A 22,880-nucleotide genomic window follows, 5' to 3' on the forward strand; every position below is an offset into this window, starting at 1 on the left:
ATGAGTCCGCGAGCCTACGACAACACTCTGCGCAAAGAGATGGAAGCCGACACTATCCGCAGGATTGTCACGGCCACGGTGGCGCTGCATGCCGAGAAGGGCGCGCTCGCGACCACGCATGCCGAGATCGCGCACGCGGCCGGCGTTTCGGTCGCTACCGTCTACAAGCACTTTCCCTCGCGCGAGGCCTTGCTGCCGCATTGCACGGGAATGGTGGCGGAGCAGGCGCCGCGCGTCGATGTGCAGGCATTGCTCGGCCTGCGCGACAGCAGCGCGCTGATGCAGGGGTTGGTCGACATGCTGCACGGCCAGTACGCGTACATGGACCCGTGGATGCGATGGATGCCGCGCGATGCGCAAATGCTGCCCGCGCTCGCGCAGATCGCGGAAGCCGGCCGCAGCCAGACCGGGGAGCTCGTGCGCCAGGTACTGGAGCGCGTTGCCGGCGCGCGCGTCGATGACAGGACGTTCGCGTTGGCCATGGTCATCCTCGACTACCCCGCGTGGCAGCGGCTGACCGGATTGCTGCATGACCCCGAGCGGGTCAGCGAAGCTGCAGGGCATGCCCTGCAATGCGTGATGGCCGGGTTGCCCCGGCGGAAAGAGCGGACGTGAACATGGAACACACCGGACCCGCCACCACCGTCGACGAGATTGCCGGCGGCATCTACCGCATCTCCACGCCCGTCCCGCCGCAGGACATGCCGGGCGGCTTTTCCTTCAACCAGTACCTGGTGGTGGATGACAGGCCATTGCTCTACCACACGGGTCCGCGCAAGCTGTTCGGGCAGGTTCGCGAGGCAATCGAACGCGTGATGCCGGTGTCGCGGCTGGCCTATGTCGGCTTCTCGCACGTCGAGTCCGACGAGTGCGGCACGCTCAACGACTTCCTGGCGCTGGCGCCGGATGCCGTGCCGCTGTGCGGGCAGATCGCCGCCATGGTGTCGGTCAACGATATCGCCATGCGGCCGGCCCGGGCCATGGCGGATGGCGAAGTCATCAGCCTGGGCTCGCACCGTATCCGCTGGCTGGCCACGCCGCATGTGCCGCATGGCTGGGAGTGCTCGATGGCTTTCGAAGAAACCACGCGCACGCTGCTGTGCGGTGACCTGTTCACGCAGCCCGGCGATGGCAACCCGCCGCTCACGGAAGAAGACATCCTCGAAGCGAGCGAGGCCTTCCGCCTGCAGATGGACTACTACGCGCACAGCCCGGACACCGGCATGCACCTGCGGCGCCTGGCCGACCTGCATCCTGCCACGCTGGCGTGCATGCATGGCAGCGCGTGGCGCGGCGATGGCGCGGCGCTGCTGGCACGCCTGTCCGAGCGGCTGGCGCAGCGGTAGGCGGCGCGCACGCGCGTGCTACAGTCGCCCCAACACGGCAAGCACGAGCGTGCACGAATGAAGACCCTGCTGATCGTCTACCACACCATGACTGGCGGCACCGGACAGATGGCCCGGGCCGCCGCCGACGCCGCGGCTCAGCAGGAGGGCGTCACGGTCAGCCTGCGGCGTGCGGTGGAGGCGGGGCCGGACGATGTGCTGGCCGCCGACGGCTACCTGTTCGCGACGCCGGAGAACCTGGCCGCCATGTCCGGCCTGATGAAGGATTTCTTCGATCGCTGCTACTACGCCGCGCTCGACCGCGTAAACGGCCGTCCTTACGCGGTCATGATCTGCGCGGGCAGCGACGGGCAGAACGCGCTGCGGCAGATCGAGCGCATCGCGACCGGCTGGCGCCTGAAAAGCGTGGTGCCGGGTTTGATCGTCTGCACGCACGCGCAGACGCCCGAACGCATCCTCGCGCCCAAGCAGATCGGCGCCGACGAGCTGGAGCGCTGCGCCGAGATGGGCGCCGGTCTCGCCGCCGGCCTTGCGCTAGGCGTGTTCTGATCGATCCATCACCCCGGAGACAACCATGCAGCTGTATGCGCACCCGTTTTCCTCGTACTGCCAGAAAGTCCTGATCGCGCTGTACGAGAACGGCATACCGTTCGAATGGCGCATGCTGTCGCCGGACCACGCCGACGTACTTGCCGAGCACGCCGAGCTCTGGCCGCTGCAGCGCATGCCCTTGCTGGTCGATGCCGGGCGCAGCGTCATGGAGTCGAGCATCATCATCGAGTATCTCGACACGCACCATCGCGGCCCCGTGCACTGGGTTCCGCAGGACCCGGATGCCGCGCTCGAAGTCCGCATGATGGACCGCTTCTTCGACAACTACGTCATGACGCCGATGCAGCGCATCGTGCTCGACTACCTCCGCGCGCCCGCGCAGCGCGATGCGTCGGGCGTCGCCGATGCCAGGAAGCTGCTCGACACCGCCTACCAGTGGCTGGACGGTGCGCTCGCGGGGCGCGAGTGGGCTGCCGGGGGCGCGTTCACGCTGGCCGATTGCGCCGCGGCGCCGTCGCTGTTTTATGCCGACTGGGTCCACCCGATCGGTCCCGCGCTCGCCAATGTGCGGGGCTATCGCAGCCGGCTGCTGGCCCGTCCGGCGTTCGCCCGCGTGGTGGACGAGGCGCGGCCCTACCGGAAGCTGTTTCCGCCGGGTGCGCCAGACCGCGACTGAGGCCGGGGGGATATCAGCACTGCGCGAAGCGGTCCGTTGCGCGGATAAGCTGGTCGAGGATGCCGGGCTCGGTCCACGCGTGCCCGGCGCCTTCGATCAGGTGAAAGTCGGCGTCGGGCCATGCCTGGTGCAGCGCAAACGCGTAGCGCGCGGGGCAGGGCATGTCGTAGCGGCCATGCACGATCGTGCCGGGGATGCCCGCCAATCGATGGGCGTCGCGCAACAGCTGTCCGTCTTCCAGCCAGGCGCGGTGCGTGAAGTAATGGTTCTCCAGCCGCGCGAACGCCAGCGCGAAATGCGCGTCGTCGTGCTTGGCGCTGTTGCCGGCGTCGGGTAGCAGGGTGATGGTCTCTCCTTCCCAGACGCTCCAGGCGCGTGCCGCCTCCAACTGCTTTTCATGGTCGTCGCCCGTCAGCAGCTTGCGATAGGCGGCCATCATGTTGCCGCGTTCCGCTTGCGGGACAGGCGCCTGGAAGCGCGCCCATTTCTCCGGGAACATCTCCGACACGCCAAACTGGTAGTACCAGTCCAGCTCGGCCTGTGACACGGTATAGACGCCGCGCAGCACCAGCTCGCTGGTGCGCTGCGGGTGCTTCTGCGCATAGGCCAGCGCCAGCGTGGAACCCCAGGACCCGCCGAACACCAGCCAGCGCCCGACGCCCGCGAGTTCGCGCAGGCGTTCGATATCGTCCACGAGATGCCATGTGGTATTCGCCTCCAGGCCAGCGTGCGGCGTGGAGCGGCCGCAGCCGCGCTGGTCGAACAGCAGTACGTCGTAGCGGGCGGGATCGAACAGCCGCCGGTGGTCGGCGCTGATGCCGCCGCCGGGGCCGCCGTGCAGGAACACCGCCGGCTTGGCGCCGGGCGTGCCGACGCGCTCGTAGTAGATGACATGGCCGTCGCCGACATCGAGCGTGCCGGTGGCGTAGGGTTCGATGGCGGGGTAGAGAGTGCGCAGGGTTGGCATGGGATGGGCTCCGGGTGCGTAGTGGGAGAGTGTAGCGCCGGATCGGGTGTGGTCATGAGGCTGCGCGGGCGCTCGTCCAAGGCCTGCGGCCTGTGTGCCCGGACCACTGAGCCGCGCGCAGCGCAGCCGAAGGCGATGATGCGATACCTGCAGCAGCAGGGGCCACGGACAGTTTCGGGGCTCGTTCAATCATTGTTCGAAAGCCTACCGACGCACGCGCACCACGCGGCAGGCAGCCAGGCACACTCTGAAGCCCATACCCGTACAGCACCGTCAGCACGCTACGATCAATATTCGCCCGTTAGGGCAAGTAAACGCGCTTCTTGCCTACTTCTTGTCGCTCGGACAAGAAGTAGGTCGCCGGCTACGCCGGCGAAACAGCAGCGCATGCCAAGCACGACAACCCCATCATTACCCATCCCCCGCAATCCGGCGAAGAACCAAAAAAATTGCGGCGCATCCCTTGACACCCTGCCGGTCCATCGTTGTACAATCCGGCCTCCTCTCAACGAGGAAGCGTTGTTCCCCGATAGCTCAGTCGGTAGAGCGCCGGACTGTTAATCCGTAGGTCCCTGGTTCGAGCCCAGGTCGGGGAGCCAAACAACGCGGGAGTAGCTCAGTTGGTAGAGCGCAACCTTGCCAAGGTTGAGGTCGCGAGTTCGAGACTCGTCTCCCGCTCCAGTGCCCTGCACCGGACGTCGCCCATGTGGCTCAGTGGTAGAGCACTCCCTTGGTAAGGGAGAGGTCGGCAGTTCGATCCTGCCCATGGGCACCACCTCCGCTATTCCGTTCGCCCGCTTTTCGTCTATTCGTCTTTCCGGTCTTCTGCCGGGTTTTCCGTTTTTCTTCTTCTGGTTTTCCTCTGACGCCTGGCGTTGACCGTTGACGCTTTCCGGCCAGCACGCCATGCCGTACGAGTCGCTGAAGTTCGTCGCGCGATGCAGCCTGACGCTGTCGTGTCGCAGAGCAAGCTCGGCAGCGGCAAGTGCAATACGATCGCGGTGCCGCCTGCACAGGCGGCAGGCGCGGTTTATCATCGGGACTTTAGGCGCGGCCGCGCACGCGGCGGCGTCATTCGCCAGGAGTCTACGTGTCCGACCTGTCCGCCTTCCCCATTACCCGCAAATGGCCCGCGCAGCATCCTGACCGCATCCAGCTCTATTCGCTGCCCACGCCCAACGGCGTGAAGGTGTCGACCATGCTGGAGGAAACCGGCCTGCCCTACGAGCCGCACCTGGTGCGCTTCGACCATAACGACCAGTTGTCGCCGGAGTTCCTTTCGCTCAATCCCAACAACAAGATCCCGGCCATCATCGATCCCGATGGCCCGGGCGGCAAGCCGCTGCCGTTGTGGGAATCGGGCGCCATCCTGCTGTACCTGGCCGACAAGTCCGGCAAGCTCATTCCCACCGATGCCGCGGGCCGGTACGAGACCATCCAGTGGGTGATGTTCCAGATGGGCGGCATCGGGCCCATGTTCGGCCAGGTGGGCTTCTTCAATCGATTTGCCGGCAAGGATTACGAGGACAAGCGCCCGCGCGACCGCTATGTGGCCGAAAGCCGCCGACTGCTCAACGTGCTGAACCAGCGGCTGGCCGACCGGCCGTGGATCATGGGCCAGGACTACACCATTGCCGATATCGCCACCTTCCCGTGGGTGCGCAACCTGCTCGGTTTCTACGAGGCCGGTGAGCTGGTGGGCATTGCCGATTTCCCGCACGTGACGCGCGCGCTGGAAGCATTCGTGGCCAGGCCGGCCGTGATCAAGGGCCTCGATACGCCGCATCGCGGCTGATGCTCGCGGTGCGCAGGCGCGCTTGTCGGGCAATGTCCTACAGCGCGATCCGCCTGCACTGACAGAGACGTTCCGGGGGCGCACCTATAGTCAAGGCAGACCGCTTTGACCGGAGGTGGCGCCATGCCGCAGCCACGCTATCCCGTGTTGCACTCACGTGCGCGCGCCATTGCCGCGTTCGCTGTTGCCGTGGTCCTTGCCGGGTGCGGTGAATCGGCGAAGCTTCCTTCGGAAGCGGGCTTCGGCCCCACGCCGCAATTGCCGCCACCGAACAAGACTGCCATTCCGACCATCCATATAGCACCGGCGAAGGGCTGGGCCGACGGCGCAAAGCCGACGGCCGCCGAGGGCCTGTCCGTGGTGGCCTTTGCCGGCAAGCTCGACCACCCGCGCTGGGTCTACGTGCTGCCCAACGGCGACGTGCTCGTCGCCGAGACCAACGCACCGCCCAAGCCCGACGACAGCAAGGGCATTCGCGGCTGGATCATGAAGAAGGTGCTGGCGCGCGCAGGGGCCGGCACGCCCAGCGCCAACCGCATCACGCTGCTGCGTGACACCAACGGCGACGGCGTGGCCGACGTGCGCTCGGTATTCCTGAAGGATCTGCACTCGCCGTTTGGCATGGTGCTGGTCGGCAATGACTTCTACGTGGCCGATACCGATGCCGTGCTGCGCTTTCCGTACCAGCCGGGGCAGACCAGCATCACGGCGCCGGCGCAGAAGGTGGTGGACTTGCCCGACGGTCCCATCAACCACCACTGGACCAAGAACATCATCGCCAGCCCTGATGGCAGCAAGCTGTATGTGACCGTGGGTTCGAACAGCAATGTTGGCGAGAACGGCATCGACAAGGAAGCGGGGCGCGCGGCCATCTGGGAAGTCGACCGCGCGACCGGGCAGCATCGCGTGTTCGCGAGCGGCCTGCGCAATCCCAGTGGCATGGCGTGGGAGCCCACGACCGGCGCGCTTTGGACCTCGGTCAACGAGCGCGACGAGATCGGCAGCGACCTGGTGCCGGACTACATCACCTCGGTCAGGGACGGCGGCTTCTATGGCTGGCCCTACAGCTACTACGGCCAGCATGTGGATGAGCGCGTCAAGCCCGCGGCGCCGGACATGGTCGCCAGGGCGATCGTGCCGGACTATGCGGTCGGCGCGCACACGGCCTCGCTGGGCATGACAGCGGCGTCTGGCAACAGCCTGCCTGCCCGGTTCCAGCACGGCATGTTCGTTAGCCAGCACGGTTCGTGGAACCGCAAGCCGCTGGCCGGCTACAAGGTGATCTTCGTGCCGTTTGACAACGGCCGTCCCAGTGGCGCGCCGTTCGACGTGCTGAGCGGCTTCATCGACCAGAGTGGCGATGCGCAGGGCCGCCCGGTCGGTGTCGCCATCGACAAGCGCGGCGGACTGCTGGTCGTGGACGATGTCGGCAATACCGTGTGGCGCGTGAGCGGAGCGCGCTGACGCTCCGTCTTGGCGTGCCATAACCAGCCCGGTGGTGTCCGCACCGGATGCCTTGCACACCCTGCTGACCGACGGGCCCGTGGTGACTATACTTCGCTTATCTGGCGATGACGCGCCCGGGAGGGCACGCGTTGCCAGAATGGGCGGCAGTCCAGCGCCCCGCAGCGACTTTTCGCCAAGGGAGGGTGCAATGGATCACACGGGGGAGAGTTTCCGTGATTTCGAGCTGGCCGGCTGGGAAGATCCCGGGGTTGTCAGCCGTTACCACGAGCAACTCACAGTCGTCACCACGCAATCGGTCGATGCCTTGCTGGACAGTGTCCAGGTTGCCAGCGGCCAGCACGTGCTGGACGTAGCCAGCGGCGCCGGCTACGTTGCGGCGGCAGCGGCGCGGCGCGGCGCGGACACCGTCGGCATTGATTTCTCCGCGGCCCAGGTGGAGCTGGCGCGCAAGACCCATCCCGGCTTGCGCTTCGAGCAAGCCGATGCACAGGACCTGCCCTTCGAGGCAGGCAGCTTCGATGCCGTAGTCAATGGCTTCGGCATGTGCCACCTCACCGATCCCGACCAGGCCCTGCGCGAAGCCTTTCGCGTGCTGCGTCCCGGCGGGCGCATTGGCTTCACGGTGTGGGACGCGCCGGAACGCGCCATTGGCTTCGGCGCGGTGTATGCCGCGATCCGGGCCTATGGTTCGATGGATGTGGGGCTGCCGGCCGGTCCCAATTTCTTCCAGTTCAGCGACCCGTCGCAATGCATCACCGCTTTGCAGGGCGCGGGCTTTACCGCGGCGGCTTGCCGCCAGGTGCCGCAGCAGTGGCGTTTCTCCACGCCGGACCAGCTCTTTGACGCGCTGGCGCAAGGCACGGTGCGCGCCGCGGCCACGCTGCGCGCGCAAAGTCCGAAGGCGCGCGACGAGATTCGCGCCGTGCTGCGCGGCACGGTAGCGGCCTATATGAAAGGCAATGACTTTGTCGTGCCCATGCCGGCCGTGCTGGCATGGGCGGTCAAGCCTGCGTAGGGCCGGGCGGCCGCACATGCGTGATGGCGGGCAGCGGCCGCGCGGTATTGTGTGTTAAGGCGCATATCCGGCGCAATCGGGCATTGCGCGGTGCCGTGAGCTGGCGCAATCTGTCGGGTTCCGAGCCATCGACCGGAGACGCGTATGCGACCTCACGCAGTCCTGTTGACCATCACGGTTGCCGCGCTGCTGTCAGCATGCGCTTGCAAGCAAGAGGCAGCACCGGTGCCCGATACCGCTGCCGCTGCCGCTGCCGCTGCCGCTGCCGCTGCCGCTGCCGCTGCCGCTGCCGACCAGGACGTGGCCGACGCCTATGTCTATCTGCTCGGACGGCTGCTGGTGCTGCGCCAGGAGCAGCTCGATTTCCAGAAGGAGGGTTTCCGCTGGAACGAGATGCTTCACCGCGACGTCGGCGGTGTGAGCTGGGCCAACCCGAACCTGGACGTGGTCTACAGCGAGGCATGGATCGGCGTGGACGAGCGTACCTGCATCGTCCTCAGCGTGCCGCTGATCAAGGGGCGCTACTACACCGTGCAGATCCTCAATGGCTGGGGCGAGACGGTTGCCAATATCAACGAGCGCAACTATCCGCAGCGGGCGGCAAGCCGTTATGGACTATGCCTGAAGGGGGCCGGCGTGCCATTGCAGCCCGACATTCGCCGCATCGACCTGCCGGGCAGGACGGCCAGGGTCCTGGCGCGTGTGGAGATCGGCAAGAACCGCAAGCAGGCAGTGCAGTTGCAGCGCCAGATCCAGATCCGCATGACGGGCACGCCGCGTATCGATCCGGTGCCGGCCACGCCGGTTTTTGCCAACACGCGGCTGCCTGGGGTGGAGGCGTTTGATGCGGCCGCCGCGGCGCTCGATTCTGAACCTGACATCAATCCCGGCATGGAACCGTTGCAGGCGCGCGTGCGGCAAATCGCGGCGGAGGTGGCAGCCGACCCGGCCGGGCGCGAACGCGTCGACCGCGTGATCCGGGACAAGGCAATCCCGCAGTTCATGCAGTCGATGACCACGGAACTCGGTGTCCGGCGCGATGGCTGGACGCGCCCGGCGGTCATCGGCCAGTATGGTGACGACTACAAGGCGAGGTCGCGCATCAACTTCGGCGGCATCTGGGCGAATACCGCGGAAGAGGTGGTGTATTTCCAGGGTGCCACGGATGGCGAGGGAAACCGCCTCAATGGCGCCAATGCCTACGCCATGACTTTCCCGAAGGCCGACCTCCCAGCTGGCCACGTTCGGTACTTCTGGTCCGTGATCGCGGTCGACGCCGTCAACTTCCGCGTGATGGAGAACCCGAAGAAGCGGTACCTGCTCAACAAGGAATCGAACCTGCAATATGGCAAGGACGGTTCGCTGACCCTGTACTTCGCGCCGACCAGGCCGGCCGGTGCGCCGGATGCCAACTGGCTGCCCACGCCGGGCGGGCAGGACTACCACCTGACCTTCCGTACCTATGGGCCGGATGCCGCCGTGGCCGGGGGCAACTGGTATCCGCCGCCCATGGTGCGCGCCCGCTAGCAGCCTCGCGTTCCGGTTGTTGGTTCAAGGCCAACACCGCAAACGGCGCCTGTTGGCGCCGTTCGTTCTTCCAGGTCCCGGCAAGTGGCGCAATGCACGCCACACGGGTGATCCGGCGCGTGGCACGGTCATTGCGGATCGAGCGTCGAGCGCAACGCCGTGCTCGATGTCCCAACCGGAGCAATGGCCCCCTGGAGAACCGTGATGACGACCCCTTCCGAATCCCGAGGCGAGCCGCCGGGCGCCCGTACTGTACTGCGCCAGGTACGGCGCGCCATCATCCTGCTGCGTGTGCTGGGGCTGTGCGCGAACAGCGTGGCGCTGGCACAAGGCACGTTGCCCGTGCCATCCGCCGTCACGCCGGAACAGAAGTTTCCGCCGGGCTACCTGGAGTCCGTGGCCACCGGCTACGACAACGGCCAGGCCCTGCATCCCGCCGAAGGCATGGCACCGATGCGGCCGTCACGCACGGGGATGACGCGAGTGGAGCTGCCAGGCACGTCGTTGCCGATGGGGCCTGTGCGTGCCGTGCCGGCAGCCATGCCCGCCGCCGCGGCGCCGAGGGGTAAGTGACGCACGCGATGCGCTGGGGCCATGGTATGGTTGGCAGCCACGCCGCCGCATGGCGCATGGCATCCCGCCGGTCCATCCCGCTTCGCTTCGCTCTTGGCTCGCGGCGGTGGATGGCCGCCGATATGGGCCGCCGCGGCGGCGCCAGTGCCAGCCCGGAGAAGGCAGCCGCCGCCAGGCGCAATGGCCGGCTGGGCGGGCGTCCGCGCAAGGTTGCCGCGCAAGCCTAGCGGTTGCAGCCTTTGCGGTTGCCGGCGCCACAACCCGCGCCAAAAATCATCCTTTCCGACGAACCTGACACCGGCCGCAAGGCCGACACTGGACCGATTCCGTCAGCAAAACCAAGAAAGGAGACAACCGCATGCAACGCCTTATCTTCGACGCCGAACACGAGAGCTTCCGCGAGTCCGCGCGCCGCTTCTACCAGCGCGAGGTCGCTCCGCACGGCGAGCGCTGGCGCGAGCAGGGCTGCGTGGATCGCGATGTGTTCCGCAAGGCCGGCGAGCAGGGCTACCTGCTGATGTGGGCGGACGAGCAGTACGGCGGCGCCGGCGTCGAGGACTTCCGCTATGAGCAGATCCTCATCGAAGAGAATGCGCGCCATGGCGACACGGGCTTCTTCGGCACGCTGCATTCGCGGCTGGTGGCGCCGTATGTCGGCCGCATCGGCAACGAAGAGCAGCGCCAGCGCTTCCTGCCCGGCGCGGCGCGCGGCGAGAAGATCTTCGCCATTGCCATGACCGAGCCCCAGACCGGTTCGGACCTGGCGGGCATCCGCACCCGCGCCGAAGACAAGGGCGACCACTGGCTGCTAAACGGCGCCAAGACCTATATCTCGAACGGGCAGCTTGCCGATTACGTGGTGGTGGTGGCGCGTACCGATCCCGAGCGCAGCCACGGGCTGGGCCTGTTCATCGTCGAGCGCGACATGCCCGGCTTCGAGCGCGGGCGCAAGCTGCGCAAGATGGGGCTGCACTCGCAGGACACCTCTGAACTCTTCTTTGACAACGTCAAGGTGCCCAAGGCCAACGTGCTGGGCGAGCCCGGCCAGGCCTTCCGCTACCTGACGCGGCACCTGGCCGAGGAACGACTGATCGGCGCCTGCGGCTACATGGCGTCGGCGCAGGTGGCGTTCGACATCACGCTGGACTACGTGAAGGAGCGCAAGGCGTTCGGTCGGGCCATCGGCACGTTCCAGGATTCGCGCTTCCGGCTGGCGGCGCTGCGTGCCCAGCTCGACGCCCTGCAGACGTTCGTCGACCAGTGCGTGCTGCAGCACAATGCCGGCACGCTGACCGTCGAGACCGCGGCTTCCGCCAAGCTGCTGACTTCCGAGTTGCAGGGTCGGGTGGTCGACGAGGGCGTGCAGTTCCACGGCGGCGCCGGCTACATGGAGGAGTACCGGATCTGCCGCATGTACACCGATGCCCGTATCTCGCGTATTTATGCCGGCAGCAGCGAGATCATGAAGGAAATTATCGGCAGAAGCCTGGGCCTGGATGATCGGGCCTAGACCTGACGATATTCCTAAGGCGAAATGCACTTATTTGGTGCATTTTGGGCACTGGGGTTTTCCCTCGATTCGGTGTTATCGCTGCAGTTAGCGCTTTTTTTTGCCAGGATGAAAGCGCTTTGTAATCCGATTCGGGTTGAATGCGGGCGGGAGATCGTGCGCAAGTACCGGACAAGGCAAAAAACGCCGCCAATGACGCGCCAGGCGACGAAATATCGTCAGTTCGGTGCACCAATCGGCGGGCACGGTCGTTTACCTCTGACTGTTGTCAAACCGAGCCAGACCGAATCGTGCATTTTCCTGCTTCAAGCGCTGCCGCCGCCGTCATCCTGGCGGCCGTAGCTGGCCTGACGGCCCCGCTGGCCCAAGCCGCCAGCCAGCCGCTTCCGCCCGACGGGCCTTGCATGCCGCCGCCTCCCAAGGCCAGCCTGACACTGGCCCAGGCGCGCCAGGACGCGTTGCGCTGCAACCGCGACATCATTGCAGCGCGCCGCGGCGAAGAAGCCAGCCAGGCGGACATCCAGATCGCATCGCAACGCCCGAACCCTGTGCTGAGCGTGGGCGTGCAGAACATCAACCCGCACGCCGGTGTCGGCTCGGGCAACTTGCGCAGCAAGACCGTCGATTCGACCTTCCGCATCGACCAGCTGGTCGAGACCGCCAACAAGGGCAATCTGCGCAAGGATGCCGCGCAGAAGGCCAGCGTGGCGGCCGGCGAGGCACTGCAGGCCGTGGTCGCGCAGCAGACCGGCGCGGTCGAGCAGGCGTTCTACGATGCCGTGGTCAGCCAGGAACGTGTCCAGGTGCTGACCGAGACGGTGGCGCTCTATACCCGCACGCAACAGGCCAACGAGACCCGGCTGAAGGCCGGTGATGTCTCGCGCGCCGACGTGACCAAGCTCCAGCTCGACAACCTGCGTGCGCAGAACGACATGCGGCAGGCCATGGCCGACCATATGCGCGACAAGGCGCAGCTGGCCCAGGCCATGGGGGTGCCGGGCACGCTGGCCGATAACCGCCTGGTGCCGGACTGGCCATCGCTCGACGAGCCGACGCCGCCGGTCGATCCGGATATCGCGCAGCGCCGTCCCGACGTGACCGCGGCCGAGGCCAGGCTGGCCGCCGCCGCCTCGGCGCGCGACCTGGCCCGCGCTGGCCGCGTGCCCGACGTGACCGTGGGCGCGCAATACGAGCACTACCCGGTTTCCGAGACCAACACGAACGGCAGCGGCAACAGCTACGGCGTCTTTGTCTCCATCCCGCTGTTCGTGCGCCACAGCAACGGCGGCGAAGCGCGCCGCGCCGAGGTCGACTACTACGCCGCGCTCGACGACCGCAACCGGGTGCTGCTCGAGGCCCAGAACGAAGTCGAGCGCCTGCGCAACCAGCTCGAAGCCGCGCGCCTGTCGCTCAGGCAGATGCGCGAATCGGTCGTGCCCGCCGCCGAATCCGTGGCCGGAAGCGCCGAGTTTTCCTATACCAAGGGCGCCACCGGCGTGCTCGACCTGCTCGATGCGCGCCGCGCGCTGCGCCAGACCCGGCTCGACGCCACCAATGCACAGGGCGACTATGCCAAAGCCTTGTCGGCATACCGCACGGCGTTGCAGTCCACCACCACTCCCGTCAGCTCCATCCCGAATTCCCAGGTCCGTACCGATGCGCCGCGTCCCTAATCTGCTGTCCGAAGTGTTCCAGTTTTCCCGCGCCGGCATGCCCGCGCGCGTGGCCGCCTTGTCCCTGTGCGCGCTCGCGCTTGCCGCGTGCGGCAAGGACGAAGCGCCCAAAGCCGATGACGAGCCCAAGGTGAGCGGCGAGACCGTCCAGTTCCCGGCCAGCGTGAAGGCGCTGCCAGGCATCGCGGGCGAGCCGGCCCATACCGGTGGCGAGCGCATGCTGAGCCTGCCGGGCCGCCTGGTCTGGAATGAGGATAAGACCGTGCGCGTGTCCACGCCGTTCGCGGGCCGCGTGACGGAAATCCTGGTGCAGCCCGGCACCACGGTGAAGGCTGGCCAGCCGCTGGCCAACCTGACTTCGTCGGACTTCGGCGTGGCCCAGGCCGACGCGCGCAAGGCCGCCGCCGACAACGCTGTGGCCTCCAAGGCGCTGGCTCGCCAACGTGAGCTGTACGCGGCCGGTGTGATCGCGCAGAAAGACCTGGAACAAGCCCAAGGTGAAGCAGCCCGCGCGACCGCCGACCTGCAGCGCACGCAGGCCGCGTTGCGCCAGTACGGTGCGATCGTGGGCGAGGGCGTCAACCGCTTTGCCCTGCGCAGCCCCATTGACGGCCTGGTGGTGGAACGCAACATCAACCCCGGCATGGAACTGCGCCCGGACCAGCCCACCACCGCGCCGCTGTTCCTGGTGACCGATCCCACCACGCTGTGGGCGCAGGTGGATGCCGCCGAGGCGGACATGGGCCTGTTCAAGGCCGGTGTGAACGTGCAACTGTCCACCGCCGCGTACCCGGGCGAAACCTTCACCGGTACCGTGGTGAAGATGGCCGACTATGTCGATCCCACCGCGCGCAGCATCAAGGTGCGCCTCACCGTTCCCAATCCCGATCGGCGCCTGAAGGCCGAGATGTTCGTCACGGCAAAACTGAAGGCCGCCTCGTTTACCGGCATCGCGGTGTCCTCCAAGGCCGTGTTCCTGGCTGATAACCGCAACTATGTGTTCGTGCGGACTGCCGCGAATACCTTCGTGCGGCGCCCGGTGAAAGTGGGCGTGTCGCTGCCCGGTATCACCGAAGTGCTCGACGGCATCAAGGACGGCGAAATCGTGGTGACCGAAGGCAACCTGTACCTGCAGGACATCCTGCGCGACGCCACCGCCGTCAACAAGGCGCGCGCTGCGGCCAAGCAATAAGGACGGCCGCCAGATGATTTCGCGTATCGTCAATTTTGCCCTGCACCAGAAGCTGTTCGTCTGGCTGGGCCTGCTGATCTTCGTGGGCGGCGGCCTGGCCGCGTTCAAGAACCTGCCGATCGAGGCCTTCCCGGATGTGTCCGACATCCAGGTCAACATCATCACGCTCTACCCCGGCCGCGCCGCGGAAGAAGTCGAGCGCCAGGTGACCATCCCGATCGAAACCGCGATGGCGGGCACGCCCAATTCGGTGCGCGTGTTCTCGCACACGCAGTTCGGCCTGTCGTTCATGATGGTGACCTTCAACGACAAGGCCACCGACGTGACCGCGCGCCAGCAGATCCTGGAGCGCCTGCGCGGCGTGGACCTGCCTGACGGCGTGCACCCGGACCTGGCGCCGCTGTCCACGGCAATCGGCGAGATCTACCGCTTCCGGCTGACGGGCAAGGGCTACACGCCGCAGGAACTGCGCACGCTGCAGGACTGGGTGGTAGAGAAGAACATGCGGCAGGTGCCCGGCGTGGCGGACGTGGTCACCATCGGCGGCACCACCAAGCAGTACGAGGTGAACCCGAACCTGGCACGCATGCGCGACGCCAAGATCTCGCTGTCGCAGCTGTTCACCGCGCTGCAGCGGGCCAATTCCAACGCCGGCGGCGGCGCCGTGGCGAACGGGCGCCAGCAGTTCCTGTTGCGCTCGCTGGGCAGCTTCCGGACTTCGGCCGACATCGCCAATGTGGTGGTGGCCGAGAACAACGGCACGCCGATCCTGGTCAAGGACATCGCCGAGGTGAAGATCGGCGCGGCGCCGCCGCAGGGCCTGATGGGACAGGACGACGAAGACGACATCGTCTCGGGCATCGTGGTGATGCGCAAGGGCGAGAACCCGTCGCTGGTGCTGGACGCGCTCAAGAAGAAGATCGATCTGCTCGACGACCAGATCCTGCCCAAGGGCGTGAAGATCGTGCCGTACTACGACCGTTCCACGCTGATCGACAAGACGCTGCACACGGTGTTCGGCAACCTGGTGGAAGGCGCGCTGCTGGTGATGGCGGTGCTCTACCTGTTCCTGGCCAACGTGCGCGCGGCGGCCATCGTGGCGCTGGTGATCCCGCTGGCGCTGCTGTCGACCTTCATCGGGCTGACCTGGGTCGGCATCCCGGCCAACCTGCTGTCTTTGGGCGCGATGGACTTCGGTATCATCGTCGACGGCGCGGTGATCGTGGTCGAGAACATCTTCAAGCGCCTGGGCGAGCTGAAGGAACAGCAGATCCAGGACAGCAAGGCGCGGCTCTACGCGATCCTGCAGGCCACCACGGAAGTCGGCCGGCCGACCGTGTTCTCGATGGTGATCATCATCGCCGCGCACATCCCGATCTTCACCTTGCAACGGCATGAAGGGAAGATCTTCGCGCCGATGGCCTATACCGTGACGGGCGCGCTGATCGGTTCGCTGATCATCTCGCTGACGCTGGTGCCGCTGCTGTGCCATCTGCTGCTGAAGAAGAACATTGCGCACGACGACAACTTCGTGGTGCGCTACTGCAAGCAGTTGTACGAGCCCATGCTGGCCTGGGCCCTCGACAACAAGAAGACGGTGGTGGGCGTGGCGCTGGGCCTGCTGGTGGCGACCGTCGGCGTGGGCAAGTTCCTGGGCAGCGAATTCCTGCCCGAACTCGACGAAGGCTCGATGTGGGTCAGCTTCGACCTGCCGGCCTCGGTTTCGATCGACGAGGCCCGCGGCCAGGCGCGCAAGCTGCGCGGCGTGATCCGCAAGACGCCGGAAGTCAACACGACCATCTCCAAGGTGGGCCGCCCCGACGACGGCACCGACCCGAAGCTGATCAACACCGTTGAAATCCTTGTCGACCTGAAGAACGACAAACAATGGCGCGCCGGCTACGACAAGCGCAAGATCATCGAGGAGATCAACCACAACCTGCGCCAGCTGCCGGGCATCGAGCCCAACTTCTCGCAGCCGGTGCGTGACAACATCCTGGAGTCGATCTCGCAGATCAAGGGCCAGATCGTCATCAAGGTGCAGAGCGACAGCCTGGAGCACAACAAGCAGGTGGCGGACCAGATCCTGGCCAATGTGCAGTCGGTCAAGGGCGTCATGCGCGCCTTTATCGACCGTGACGGCGAACTGCCGCAGTACGTGCTCGATTTCGACCGCGCCCAGGCCGCGCGCTACGGCATCAACGTGGCCGATGTGCAGGACCTGATGGAAACCGCGCTGGCCGGCAAGGCTGCCACGGAGCTGTGGGAAGGGGAAAAGCACTTCAGCGTGGCCGTGCGCCTGAAGCCGTCGGAGCGCGAGCTGCCGAACCTGCCGAACATCTTCATGCAGACCGCCGATGGCGCGCAGGTGCCGCTGTCGCAGCTGGTGACGTTCCGTGCTGCCTCGGGCGCGATGAACATCAGCCGCGAAAACGGCCAGCGCACCACCTCGATCGGCATCTTCATCCACGACCGCGACATGGGCAGCGTGGTGAAGGACATGCAGGCGCTGGTGGCGAAGAACGTGAAGGCGGACGACGTCAAGATCAGCTGGTCGGGCGAGTTCGAGAACCAGGAACGCGCCATGGCGCGGCTGTCGATCGTGGTGCCGCTGTCGGTGCTGGTGATCTTCCTGCTGCTGTTCAATGCGTTCAAGTCGTTCAAGAGCGCCACGCTGATCATCTCGAACATCCCGTTCGCACTGATCGGCGGCGTGTTCGCGCTGTTCCTGACGGGCATCCCGCTGTCGGTGTCGGCGGCCATCGGCTTCATCGCACTGTTCGGGCAGGCCGTGCTGAACGGCGTGGTGATGGTGACGTACTTCAACCAGCTGCGCGATGAAGGCATGCCGGTGCGCCAGGCCGTGCTGACCGGCTCGATGGACCGCCTGCGCACGGTGCTGATGACGGCGCTGCTGGCGATGCTGGGCCTGTTCCCGATGGCGATCTCGCGCGCCATCGGCTCCGAGACCCAGCGCCCGCTCGCCATCGTCATCATCGGCGGCCTGATCACCGCAACGATGCTGACGCTGATCGTGCTGCCCACGCTGTACGAGTGGATGGTGGGCCGCAACTGGCCCGACGAGGAAGTCGACGAGCCAAACAACCGGTTGTCGGACTCGCTGTCCTCCTGATGTAAGCCGTAACAAGGCCCGTCCCCCAGACGGGCCTTTTGTTTGCGGGGCACGGAATGGCCATGCCCGGCATCGCCCCTTCGCCTCGCAGGCGTCCCTTTTCCCTCGCCCGGCCATGGCTCTGTCGGAATCCTCTGACGCCGCTTTCGGAACGCTACTCCTGCAGGAGCGGCGGCTCAAAACCTACGCTGAACACATGCAGCAGGGCCGCCGGGGGAACCCGGCTGTCAGCTGCGACGGCAATCCCGCCAATCATTCACGTGGAAGGAGTCCGACATGATGAAGAAATGGCTGTCAGCAGCAGTGTGTTCGATGATGGTTGCCGTCCCGGCAAGCTATGTCATGGCCCAGACCCACCCAGCCGGGTCCAAGGCCGACTATGACACCGCAGTCAAGCAGGCCGACGACAATTACAAGGCAGCCAAGGGCAAGTGCGATGGCATGAGCGGGAACGCCAAGGACGTGTGCAAGGCCGAGGCCAAGCGCGACCGCGACGTCGCCAAGGCCGACGCCGAAGCCAAGCGCGACGGTACCGAAAAGGCGCGTGCCAAGGCCATGAAGACCAAGGCCGACCGCGACTACGACGTGGCCAAGGAAATGTGCGACGACAAGTCCGGCAACGACAAGGACGTGTGCAAGAAGGACGCCAAGACAGCCCATGAGAAGGCCCTGGGTGAGGCCAAGATCGAAAAGGCCGCCGCGACCGGTACGCGCACCGATGTCGCCGAAGCCCGTCGCGATGCACGCAAGGACACCATGGACGCCGCCTACAAGGCTGACAAGGAGCGTTGCGACGCGATGACAGGCGACAGCAAGGACAAGTGCGTGGCAGATGTGAAGGCCAAGTACGGCCGCTAAGCCGGCCGGTACCGAAGCCGGCATGCGCCGACCATCACGGAACATCGACGACAAGGAGCACCACATGAACTGGGAACAGATCGAAGGAAAGTGGGACCAGGCCAAGGGCAAGATCAAGGAAAAGTGGGGCAAGCTCACCGATGACGACATCACGCAGATCAAGGGCAAGCGCGACCAGCTTGCCGGTCGCATCCGCGAGCGCTACGGCTACACGAAGGAGCGTGTCGAGGAAGAAATGAAGCAGTGGGAGAACGACGCGCGCTGGTAAGCGTCGGCAGCCCGGAAGCGGGGCGGCGGCAGGGTGCGCAAGCACTCCGCCGCCGCCCTGGTGTTTCTGGAACCCCCAGCTAGTAGGGGATGCGTTAAGCGCAAGTTAGCTCAGAATGCAATCAAATGATGCACGCCGCAGGCTGCCCCGACTTAACATGTCGTGTTGCTTCGGGGACACCCACTCACCGCGCCACGCATGTACGCCGCCCTGCCAGCCTTCGTCTCGTCCACCTTTCTCGGTTACGGCCTCTATGTGCTGGTGACCAAGGGCGTGACGCGCGTGTCGGCGTCGTTCTTTCTGCTGTGCGTGACCACCTTCGCCTGGCAGGGGACGTGGGTCTTCCTGTTCCAGGCCCAGCATCCCGACGTGGCCACGCTGCTCGCGCGGCTCGGCTACCTGTTCATCCTGTTCCTGCCGACGACGTACTATCACTTCATCGCCGAGGTGACCGAGCGGCGCGATGAGCGGCCGATCCTGCTTGCCTCGTATGGCATGAGCGTGGTCCTGGCCATGCTGCTGCTGTCGAGCAACCAGGTGGTGGCGGGCTACTATACGTACTTCTTCGGTGACTACCCGAAGGCCGGCCCGCTGCATCCGCTGCATCTGTTGCAGACCGTGCTGGTGGCGATGCGCAGTGCCTGGATCCTGCTCGAAGCCCGCCGCAACGCGACCGCGGAACGCCGCAAGCGCTACAACCTGTGCCTCATGGCGGTGGTGCTGTACTCGCTGGCGGCCGTGGACTACGCGGCCAACTACGGTTATGCCTTCTACCCGCCCGGCGTGGTGTTCGTGGCCTTGAGCCTTGGCATGCTCGCGGTCAGCGTGGTGCGCTACGACCTGATGCATCCGTATTCGCTGGCCGCCACGGTGGCGCATGAAGTGCGCACGCCGCTCGCTTCCATCCGCATGCAGGCGCAGGAGATGGCGCGGACCTGGCCCGAGGTGCTGCAGGGCTACCGGCTGGCCGTGGAGCACGGGCTGTGCGAAGACCGCATGCGTCCCGGCCAGCTCGAGCGGGTGTCCAGCCTGGTGGGCGCGATTACCAGGGAGGTGGATGGCACCAGCACCGTCATCGACATGGCGCTGGCCTCGGTCACGCTGGAGCGACTGGACCGCAGCACCTTCGCGCCCCACGGCATCGGCGACTGCGTGCGCGCCGCACTCGAACGCTATCCGTTCCAGGGCGACGATCGTGCCCGCGTGCAGGTGCGCGGCATCGACGACGCCTGGCGCTTCGTGGGCTCGGACACGCTGCTGGTGTACGTGCTGTTCAACCTGCTGAAGAATGCGCTCCATGCGATCCGCGCGCGCGGCGACGGCGGTATCGACATTGTCGGCTCGGCCGAGGGCCCGTTTCACATCGTGCGCTTCCGCGACACCGGCTCCGGCATTCCGGCGAACGTCTTGCCGCGCATCTTCGATCCCTTCTTCTCCACCAAGGCGCATGGTACCGGCGCCGGGCTGGGGCTGGCGTTCTGCCGCCGGGCCATCGAGTCGTTCGGCGGGCGCATCGAGTGCGAGTCCGTGGCCGGCTCGCATACCACCTTCACGCTGCGGCTGCCGCGCTTCACGCCCATGGCGGACGGGCGCCTGCGCGCCAGCGTCGCCGGCTGACCCCGATCCGGCGGCGCCGGGCCTGCATCTCGGCCCGCGGTCTTGCCGGCCGCGGGCCGACGATTGCTAGCGCTACCTGGCCTTAGCTGGCCAGTGCCGGCAGGACCAGTTCATATTCCTTGACGCGCTCGATGATGCCGCGCGGGAAGCGGCTGATCCGCTTTTCCTTGTCGGCAAAAACGATCTGCTGGTACCCCAGCGACACCGGCTTGCCGCCGACGCAGAAGCGGAACAACAGATACGCCGAGCACTGCTTGACCTGGAACGTGTTCAGGTAGCAGTCCACGCGCTGGAATGGGAACGTCTCCTCGACATACTCCTGGTGTGCGCGCTTGGTCACGAAGACGCCGCCGGCTGCCAGCAGGTTGTCATGGATGCATTCGTGGAACCAGCGTTCCCGGCAGATGCCCTGCCATTCGAAATAGCGGGCGAAATAGGTATTCATGAAGGCATTGGAATCCTTGAGATAGATATCGATCGCGTGGTGGAACGTCTTCTGCGGGGGTGTCTCCAGCAGGTCCTGGGTCAGCATGGCAGTACCGCGGTTCAGCACTTGGGGGATCACGTCTCGCATCAACATGGATTGACTCCTGAGAATGACTGCGAAGCGGCAGTCGCGCAGGCCCCGGGGAAGTTGGGGCATAACGCATTCTGGCCGCTTGCTGCATGGCGTTGGCGCGAGGATGTGGTGCCGTTGGCACTGTGGCAACGCAGGCCGGGCGCGTGAAAGGCCTGGCCGTCGGGTGCCCGCCGACGCTGAAGCGGGCGCGAGCAGAGCGCCGCTCCCATAAGACGCGGGCGCATGATGGCGAGCAGCCGCGCTATTCGCCTTGGTCAGACGCTCGCCAACAACATCGCTGAAGGCTGGCAGCGCGCAACGGCATCCGTGCATTGTGCCTGCACCGGGAAGCCGTTGAATGACGGTGGGACTCGTTCACTCACCACGTTGGTTGGGGAAGAGTATTGCCATGCCCAGCTTATGGTCCGAAGCAGGGCCATGGAGAGTCACTGCTGACTGTATGGTTGCCCCAGGATAGTGTTCCGCAAAAAATGGCGGAATGCCTGCTCCCTCGTGTTCGGCATCCCAGACCAGCATTGCACCGGACTTGTCCAGGTCCTCAGGCGTCACCCAGGGGTTGAAGCGATAGCCGCCGTAGCCAAAAAAGGCCGTGGGGCGATCGTCAGAATAGAACGCGGCATTCCCCGCATACCATGTATCGCCAATCACGTACTTCAGCGGCTTGCCTGTCTCGGCTTGCCATCGGGTTGTCACTTCCGCGGCAAGTTCCCGACCCGGAAAATGCGTCCGGCTTTCCTTGCCGAGGAGGATTGGCCGGCCCAGTTGATCGAGCCCGAACAACAATGCGGGAAGTAGCAGGGCCACCATCCACGCGCGGCTGAAGGTACGGAGCCGCTCCGTCGTCAGCACCGGCCTGATCTCGGTAGCGATCAGCAACCCTACGAAGCACAGCAGCGGCGCCGCCCACATGACCCGCGGCGGTCTATGCGTGATGGCCGACAGGCCCAGCGAAAAGAGCAGCGGCCCCAGGGCCAGGGCGGCAAGATAGGCCCGGTCGAATTGACGCGGCTCCGAGGGCGTTGGCGCTGCGTTCTTGTCCTTCCAGCGCCACAGCATCATTGCGAGGAGCAGCATCGGAATGACCGCAGCCAGCTGCGCGCCGATAAACGAAACCAGCTTGATCAGGTAGGCGCCCCTGGCGGCCTCGGGCGCGCGCCGGGCAACATATTCGATAGACATGAAACCGGTATCGACGATCCAGAGCATATGCGGAAGGAACGTGAGCAGCGCGGTCGATACCAATACCCACGGACCCGGTTCGGCGAGACGACGGCGGGCCTGCGGGTGCGCCAGCACAAAGATGGCCATGGGGATGAGATAGGCCCCCATCGAATAGCGCGCCCATAGCCCAAGGCCGGCAACGAGTCCGCTCAGGCACCAGTCGCCGAGGCGATTGTCGGTCAGTGCGCGATGCAACAGCCAGCCAAACAGCGCGCCAAACGGCATCTGCAGGATGATGTCGTTGAACTCCGGGGTGGGGAAGTTGAAGTAATAGACGCCTTCCAGCAGAAGCACTCCGATGAGTGCTTCGCGCTTGGTTGTGATGCGGCGGCCCAACTGCCAGACCGCGACAAAGACCGTTCCGATACAGACTTGGGCGGCAAGATAGCAGGCCCAAAGATTCTTGCCTGGCCACATGGTCAGAACTTCTGTTACCCATGGCCAGAGCGGCGGATCCTTCTCATACCCGAGTTGCCATTCATGGCCCCAGCCCAGCGCCTCGATAATGTCGAGTGATGCATTCTGCAATAGCAGGCTTGGCAAAAGTGTCCAGAGAATGACATGAGCGAGGACTGCCAGGGCAAGGATCCGGCTCGCGCCCAGCCGTTGCAGGGTGCCGGACCATGTCTCTAGCGCGCCGGGAAGAATTGCGGGCGCCTGCGCTACTTCGCCACGCGAATAAGTTGATGATTTTTCCACTTTGATCTTGGAAATCCGTGCGCCGGGTCGGATGTCGGAAAAGATTTGAAAATCTTGCTCATTGAACTGCTGCGCTGGGAACCGCTAGGCGCGAACGAACGCCATTGTCGCTGTCGCAGGATTCGATTATCTCAAAGTGTTACGAAAAATTTCAAAATATGAATGTGCGAGTTGACACATTAATGGCCGGGTGATAGCGATCAAAAGAATG

General features: G+C 65.5%; 19 protein-coding genes and 3 tRNA genes. 19 read left to right on the plus strand and 3 right to left on the minus strand.

All coding sequences use genetic code 11. The features are described from left to right. From CupriaWKF_RS23155 to CupriaWKF_RS23170, 4 genes are read left to right on the plus strand one after another with little or no spacing between them, the layout of a single operon-like run. Complete coding sequence (locus CupriaWKF_RS23155; RefSeq protein ID WP_276103067.1) at positions 1 to 615, plus strand: TetR/AcrR family transcriptional regulator; 615 nt, start codon at positions 1 to 3, stop codon at positions 613 to 615. Positions 616 to 617: 2 nt separating this feature from the next. Then, on the plus strand, positions 618 to 1,346 hold the full coding sequence (locus CupriaWKF_RS23160) for an MBL fold metallo-hydrolase (protein WP_276103068.1): 729 nt from the start codon (positions 618 to 620) through the stop codon (positions 1,344 to 1,346). A 57-nt stretch (positions 1,347 to 1,403) separates the two neighbouring features. Then, positions 1,404 to 1,895: an NAD(P)H-dependent oxidoreductase gene (locus CupriaWKF_RS23165; protein ID WP_276103069.1), complete on the plus strand. Its 492-nt coding sequence runs from the start codon at positions 1,404 to 1,406 to the stop codon at positions 1,893 to 1,895. 25 nt (positions 1,896 to 1,920) lie between these two features. Then, positions 1,921 to 2,574: a glutathione S-transferase family protein gene (locus CupriaWKF_RS23170; protein WP_276103070.1), complete on the plus strand. Its 654-nt coding sequence runs from the start codon at positions 1,921 to 1,923 to the stop codon at positions 2,572 to 2,574. A gap of 13 nt (positions 2,575 to 2,587) precedes the next feature. Here the strand turns inward: CupriaWKF_RS23170 and pip are convergent, their stop codons facing one another. Then, entirely contained in the window at positions 2,588 to 3,541 is a 954-nt protein-coding gene (pip, locus tag CupriaWKF_RS23175; RefSeq protein ID WP_276103071.1) for a prolyl aminopeptidase, read from the minus strand. Between the two features lie 523 nt (positions 3,542 to 4,064). On the opposite strand from pip, the gene CupriaWKF_RS23180 reads away from it, so the two are divergent. From CupriaWKF_RS23180 to CupriaWKF_RS23250, 15 genes are all read left to right on the plus strand, one after another. After that, positions 4,065 to 4,140, plus strand: a tRNA-Asn gene (locus tag CupriaWKF_RS23180). Positions 4,141 to 4,146: 6 nt separating this feature from the next. Next, a tRNA-Gly gene (locus CupriaWKF_RS23185) sits at positions 4,147 to 4,222 on the plus strand. 19 nt (positions 4,223 to 4,241) lie between these two features. Continuing rightward, positions 4,242 to 4,316 (plus strand) — tRNA-Thr (locus CupriaWKF_RS23190). Between the two features lie 315 nt (positions 4,317 to 4,631). Beyond that, positions 4,632 to 5,336 carry a glutathione S-transferase N-terminal domain-containing protein gene (locus tag CupriaWKF_RS23195; protein ID WP_276103072.1) on the plus strand — a complete coding sequence of 235 codons (705 nt, stop codon included), beginning with the start codon at positions 4,632 to 4,634 and terminating at the stop codon, positions 5,334 to 5,336. A gap of 123 nt (positions 5,337 to 5,459) precedes the next feature. After that, entirely contained in the window at positions 5,460 to 6,800 is a 1,341-nt protein-coding gene (locus CupriaWKF_RS23200) for a sorbosone dehydrogenase family protein (RefSeq protein WP_276103073.1), read from the plus strand. Positions 6,801 to 6,990: 190 nt separating this feature from the next. After that, complete coding sequence (locus tag CupriaWKF_RS23205; protein ID WP_276103074.1) at positions 6,991 to 7,818, plus strand: class I SAM-dependent methyltransferase; 828 nt, start codon at positions 6,991 to 6,993, stop codon at positions 7,816 to 7,818. Positions 7,819 to 7,962: 144 nt separating this feature from the next. Further along, a complete protein-coding gene (locus CupriaWKF_RS23210) occupies positions 7,963 to 9,345 on the plus strand; it encodes a DUF1214 domain-containing protein (RefSeq protein ID WP_276103075.1) in 1,383 nt (460 codons plus the stop codon). Between the two features lie 204 nt (positions 9,346 to 9,549). Next, entirely contained in the window at positions 9,550 to 9,918 is a 369-nt protein-coding gene (locus tag CupriaWKF_RS23215; protein WP_276103076.1) for a hypothetical protein, read from the plus strand. A 358-nt stretch (positions 9,919 to 10,276) separates the two neighbouring features. Then, a complete protein-coding gene (locus tag CupriaWKF_RS23220; RefSeq protein ID WP_276103077.1) occupies positions 10,277 to 11,428 on the plus strand; it encodes an acyl-CoA dehydrogenase family protein in 1,152 nt (383 codons plus the stop codon). Between the two features lie 404 nt (positions 11,429 to 11,832). Further along, on the plus strand, positions 11,833 to 13,101 hold the full coding sequence (locus CupriaWKF_RS23225; RefSeq protein ID WP_276103078.1) for a TolC family protein: 1,269 nt from the start codon (positions 11,833 to 11,835) through the stop codon (positions 13,099 to 13,101). Then, positions 13,085 to 14,293 carry an efflux RND transporter periplasmic adaptor subunit gene (locus tag CupriaWKF_RS23230; RefSeq protein ID WP_276103079.1) on the plus strand — a complete coding sequence of 403 codons (1,209 nt, stop codon included), beginning with the start codon at positions 13,085 to 13,087 and terminating at the stop codon, positions 14,291 to 14,293. Before CupriaWKF_RS23225 ends, CupriaWKF_RS23230 begins: the two co-directional genes overlap by 17 nt. Positions 14,294 to 14,306: 13 nt before the next feature. Next, positions 14,307 to 17,426: a CusA/CzcA family heavy metal efflux RND transporter gene (locus CupriaWKF_RS23235; RefSeq protein ID WP_276103080.1), complete on the plus strand. Its 3,120-nt coding sequence runs from the start codon at positions 14,307 to 14,309 to the stop codon at positions 17,424 to 17,426. 276 nt (positions 17,427 to 17,702) lie between these two features. Further along, positions 17,703 to 18,284 (plus strand): hypothetical protein, encoded by a 582-nt coding sequence (locus CupriaWKF_RS23240; protein WP_276103081.1) that lies wholly within the window; start codon positions 17,703 to 17,705, stop codon positions 18,282 to 18,284. Positions 18,285 to 18,348: 64 nt separating this feature from the next. Then, positions 18,349 to 18,552: a CsbD family protein gene (locus CupriaWKF_RS23245; protein ID WP_276103082.1), complete on the plus strand. Its 204-nt coding sequence runs from the start codon at positions 18,349 to 18,351 to the stop codon at positions 18,550 to 18,552. Positions 18,553 to 18,750: 198 nt separating this feature from the next. Then, positions 18,751 to 20,169: a sensor histidine kinase gene (locus CupriaWKF_RS23250; RefSeq protein ID WP_276103083.1), complete on the plus strand. Its 1,419-nt coding sequence runs from the start codon at positions 18,751 to 18,753 to the stop codon at positions 20,167 to 20,169. A gap of 82 nt (positions 20,170 to 20,251) precedes the next feature. On the opposite strand, the gene CupriaWKF_RS23255 is transcribed toward CupriaWKF_RS23250, so the two are convergent. Together CupriaWKF_RS23255 and CupriaWKF_RS23260 are read right to left on the minus strand one after the other, a co-directional pair. After that, positions 20,252 to 20,749, minus strand: a complete 498-nt coding sequence (locus tag CupriaWKF_RS23255) for an acyl-CoA thioesterase (protein ID WP_276103084.1) — start codon at positions 20,747 to 20,749, stop codon at positions 20,252 to 20,254. 354 nt (positions 20,750 to 21,103) lie between these two features. Then, positions 21,104 to 22,669, minus strand: a complete 1,566-nt coding sequence (locus tag CupriaWKF_RS23260) for a glycosyltransferase family 39 protein (protein WP_276103085.1) — start codon at positions 22,667 to 22,669, stop codon at positions 21,104 to 21,106. Positions 22,670 to 22,880 lie beyond the last annotated feature (211 nt).

The sequence above is a fragment of the Cupriavidus sp. WKF15 genome, assembly GCF_029278605.1.
Lineage (GTDB): Bacteria > Pseudomonadota > Gammaproteobacteria > Burkholderiales > Burkholderiaceae > Cupriavidus.

Bases quoted from the DNA above. Each gene is read 5' to 3' on its own strand.
- CupriaWKF_RS23170 (WP_276103070.1), top strand. From the start codon at position 1,921: ATGCAGCTGTATGCGCACCCGTTTTCCTCGTACTGCCAGAAAGTCCTG.
- CupriaWKF_RS23200 (WP_276103073.1), top strand. From the start codon at position 5,460: ATGCCGCAGCCACGCTATCCCGTGTTGCACTCACGTGCGCGCGCCATT.
- CupriaWKF_RS23155 (WP_276103067.1), top strand. From the start codon at position 1: ATGAGTCCGCGAGCCTACGACAACACTCTGCGCAAAGAGATGGAAGCC.
- CupriaWKF_RS23210 (WP_276103075.1), top strand. From the start codon at position 7,963: ATGCGACCTCACGCAGTCCTGTTGACCATCACGGTTGCCGCGCTGCTG.
- CupriaWKF_RS23255 (WP_276103084.1), bottom strand. From the start codon at position 20,749: ATGTTGATGCGAGACGTGATCCCCCAAGTGCTGAACCGCGGTACTGCC.
- CupriaWKF_RS23215 (WP_276103076.1), top strand. From the start codon at position 9,550: ATGACGACCCCTTCCGAATCCCGAGGCGAGCCGCCGGGCGCCCGTACT.
- CupriaWKF_RS23235 (WP_276103080.1), top strand. From the start codon at position 14,307: ATGATTTCGCGTATCGTCAATTTTGCCCTGCACCAGAAGCTGTTCGTC.
- CupriaWKF_RS23160 (WP_276103068.1), top strand. From the start codon at position 618: ATGGAACACACCGGACCCGCCACCACCGTCGACGAGATTGCCGGCGGC.
- CupriaWKF_RS23205 (WP_276103074.1), top strand. From the start codon at position 6,991: ATGGATCACACGGGGGAGAGTTTCCGTGATTTCGAGCTGGCCGGCTGG.
- CupriaWKF_RS23250 (WP_276103083.1), top strand. From the start codon at position 18,751: ATGTACGCCGCCCTGCCAGCCTTCGTCTCGTCCACCTTTCTCGGTTAC.
- CupriaWKF_RS23165 (WP_276103069.1), top strand. From the start codon at position 1,404: ATGAAGACCCTGCTGATCGTCTACCACACCATGACTGGCGGCACCGGA.
- CupriaWKF_RS23225 (WP_276103078.1), top strand. From the start codon at position 11,833: ATGCCGCCGCCTCCCAAGGCCAGCCTGACACTGGCCCAGGCGCGCCAG.
- CupriaWKF_RS23245 (WP_276103082.1), top strand. From the start codon at position 18,349: ATGAACTGGGAACAGATCGAAGGAAAGTGGGACCAGGCCAAGGGCAAG.
- CupriaWKF_RS23230 (WP_276103079.1), top strand. From the start codon at position 13,085: ATGCGCCGCGTCCCTAATCTGCTGTCCGAAGTGTTCCAGTTTTCCCGC.
- CupriaWKF_RS23220 (WP_276103077.1), top strand. From the start codon at position 10,277: ATGCAACGCCTTATCTTCGACGCCGAACACGAGAGCTTCCGCGAGTCC.
- pip (WP_276103071.1), bottom strand. From the start codon at position 3,541: ATGCCAACCCTGCGCACTCTCTACCCCGCCATCGAACCCTACGCCACC.
- CupriaWKF_RS23240 (WP_276103081.1), top strand. From the start codon at position 17,703: ATGATGAAGAAATGGCTGTCAGCAGCAGTGTGTTCGATGATGGTTGCC.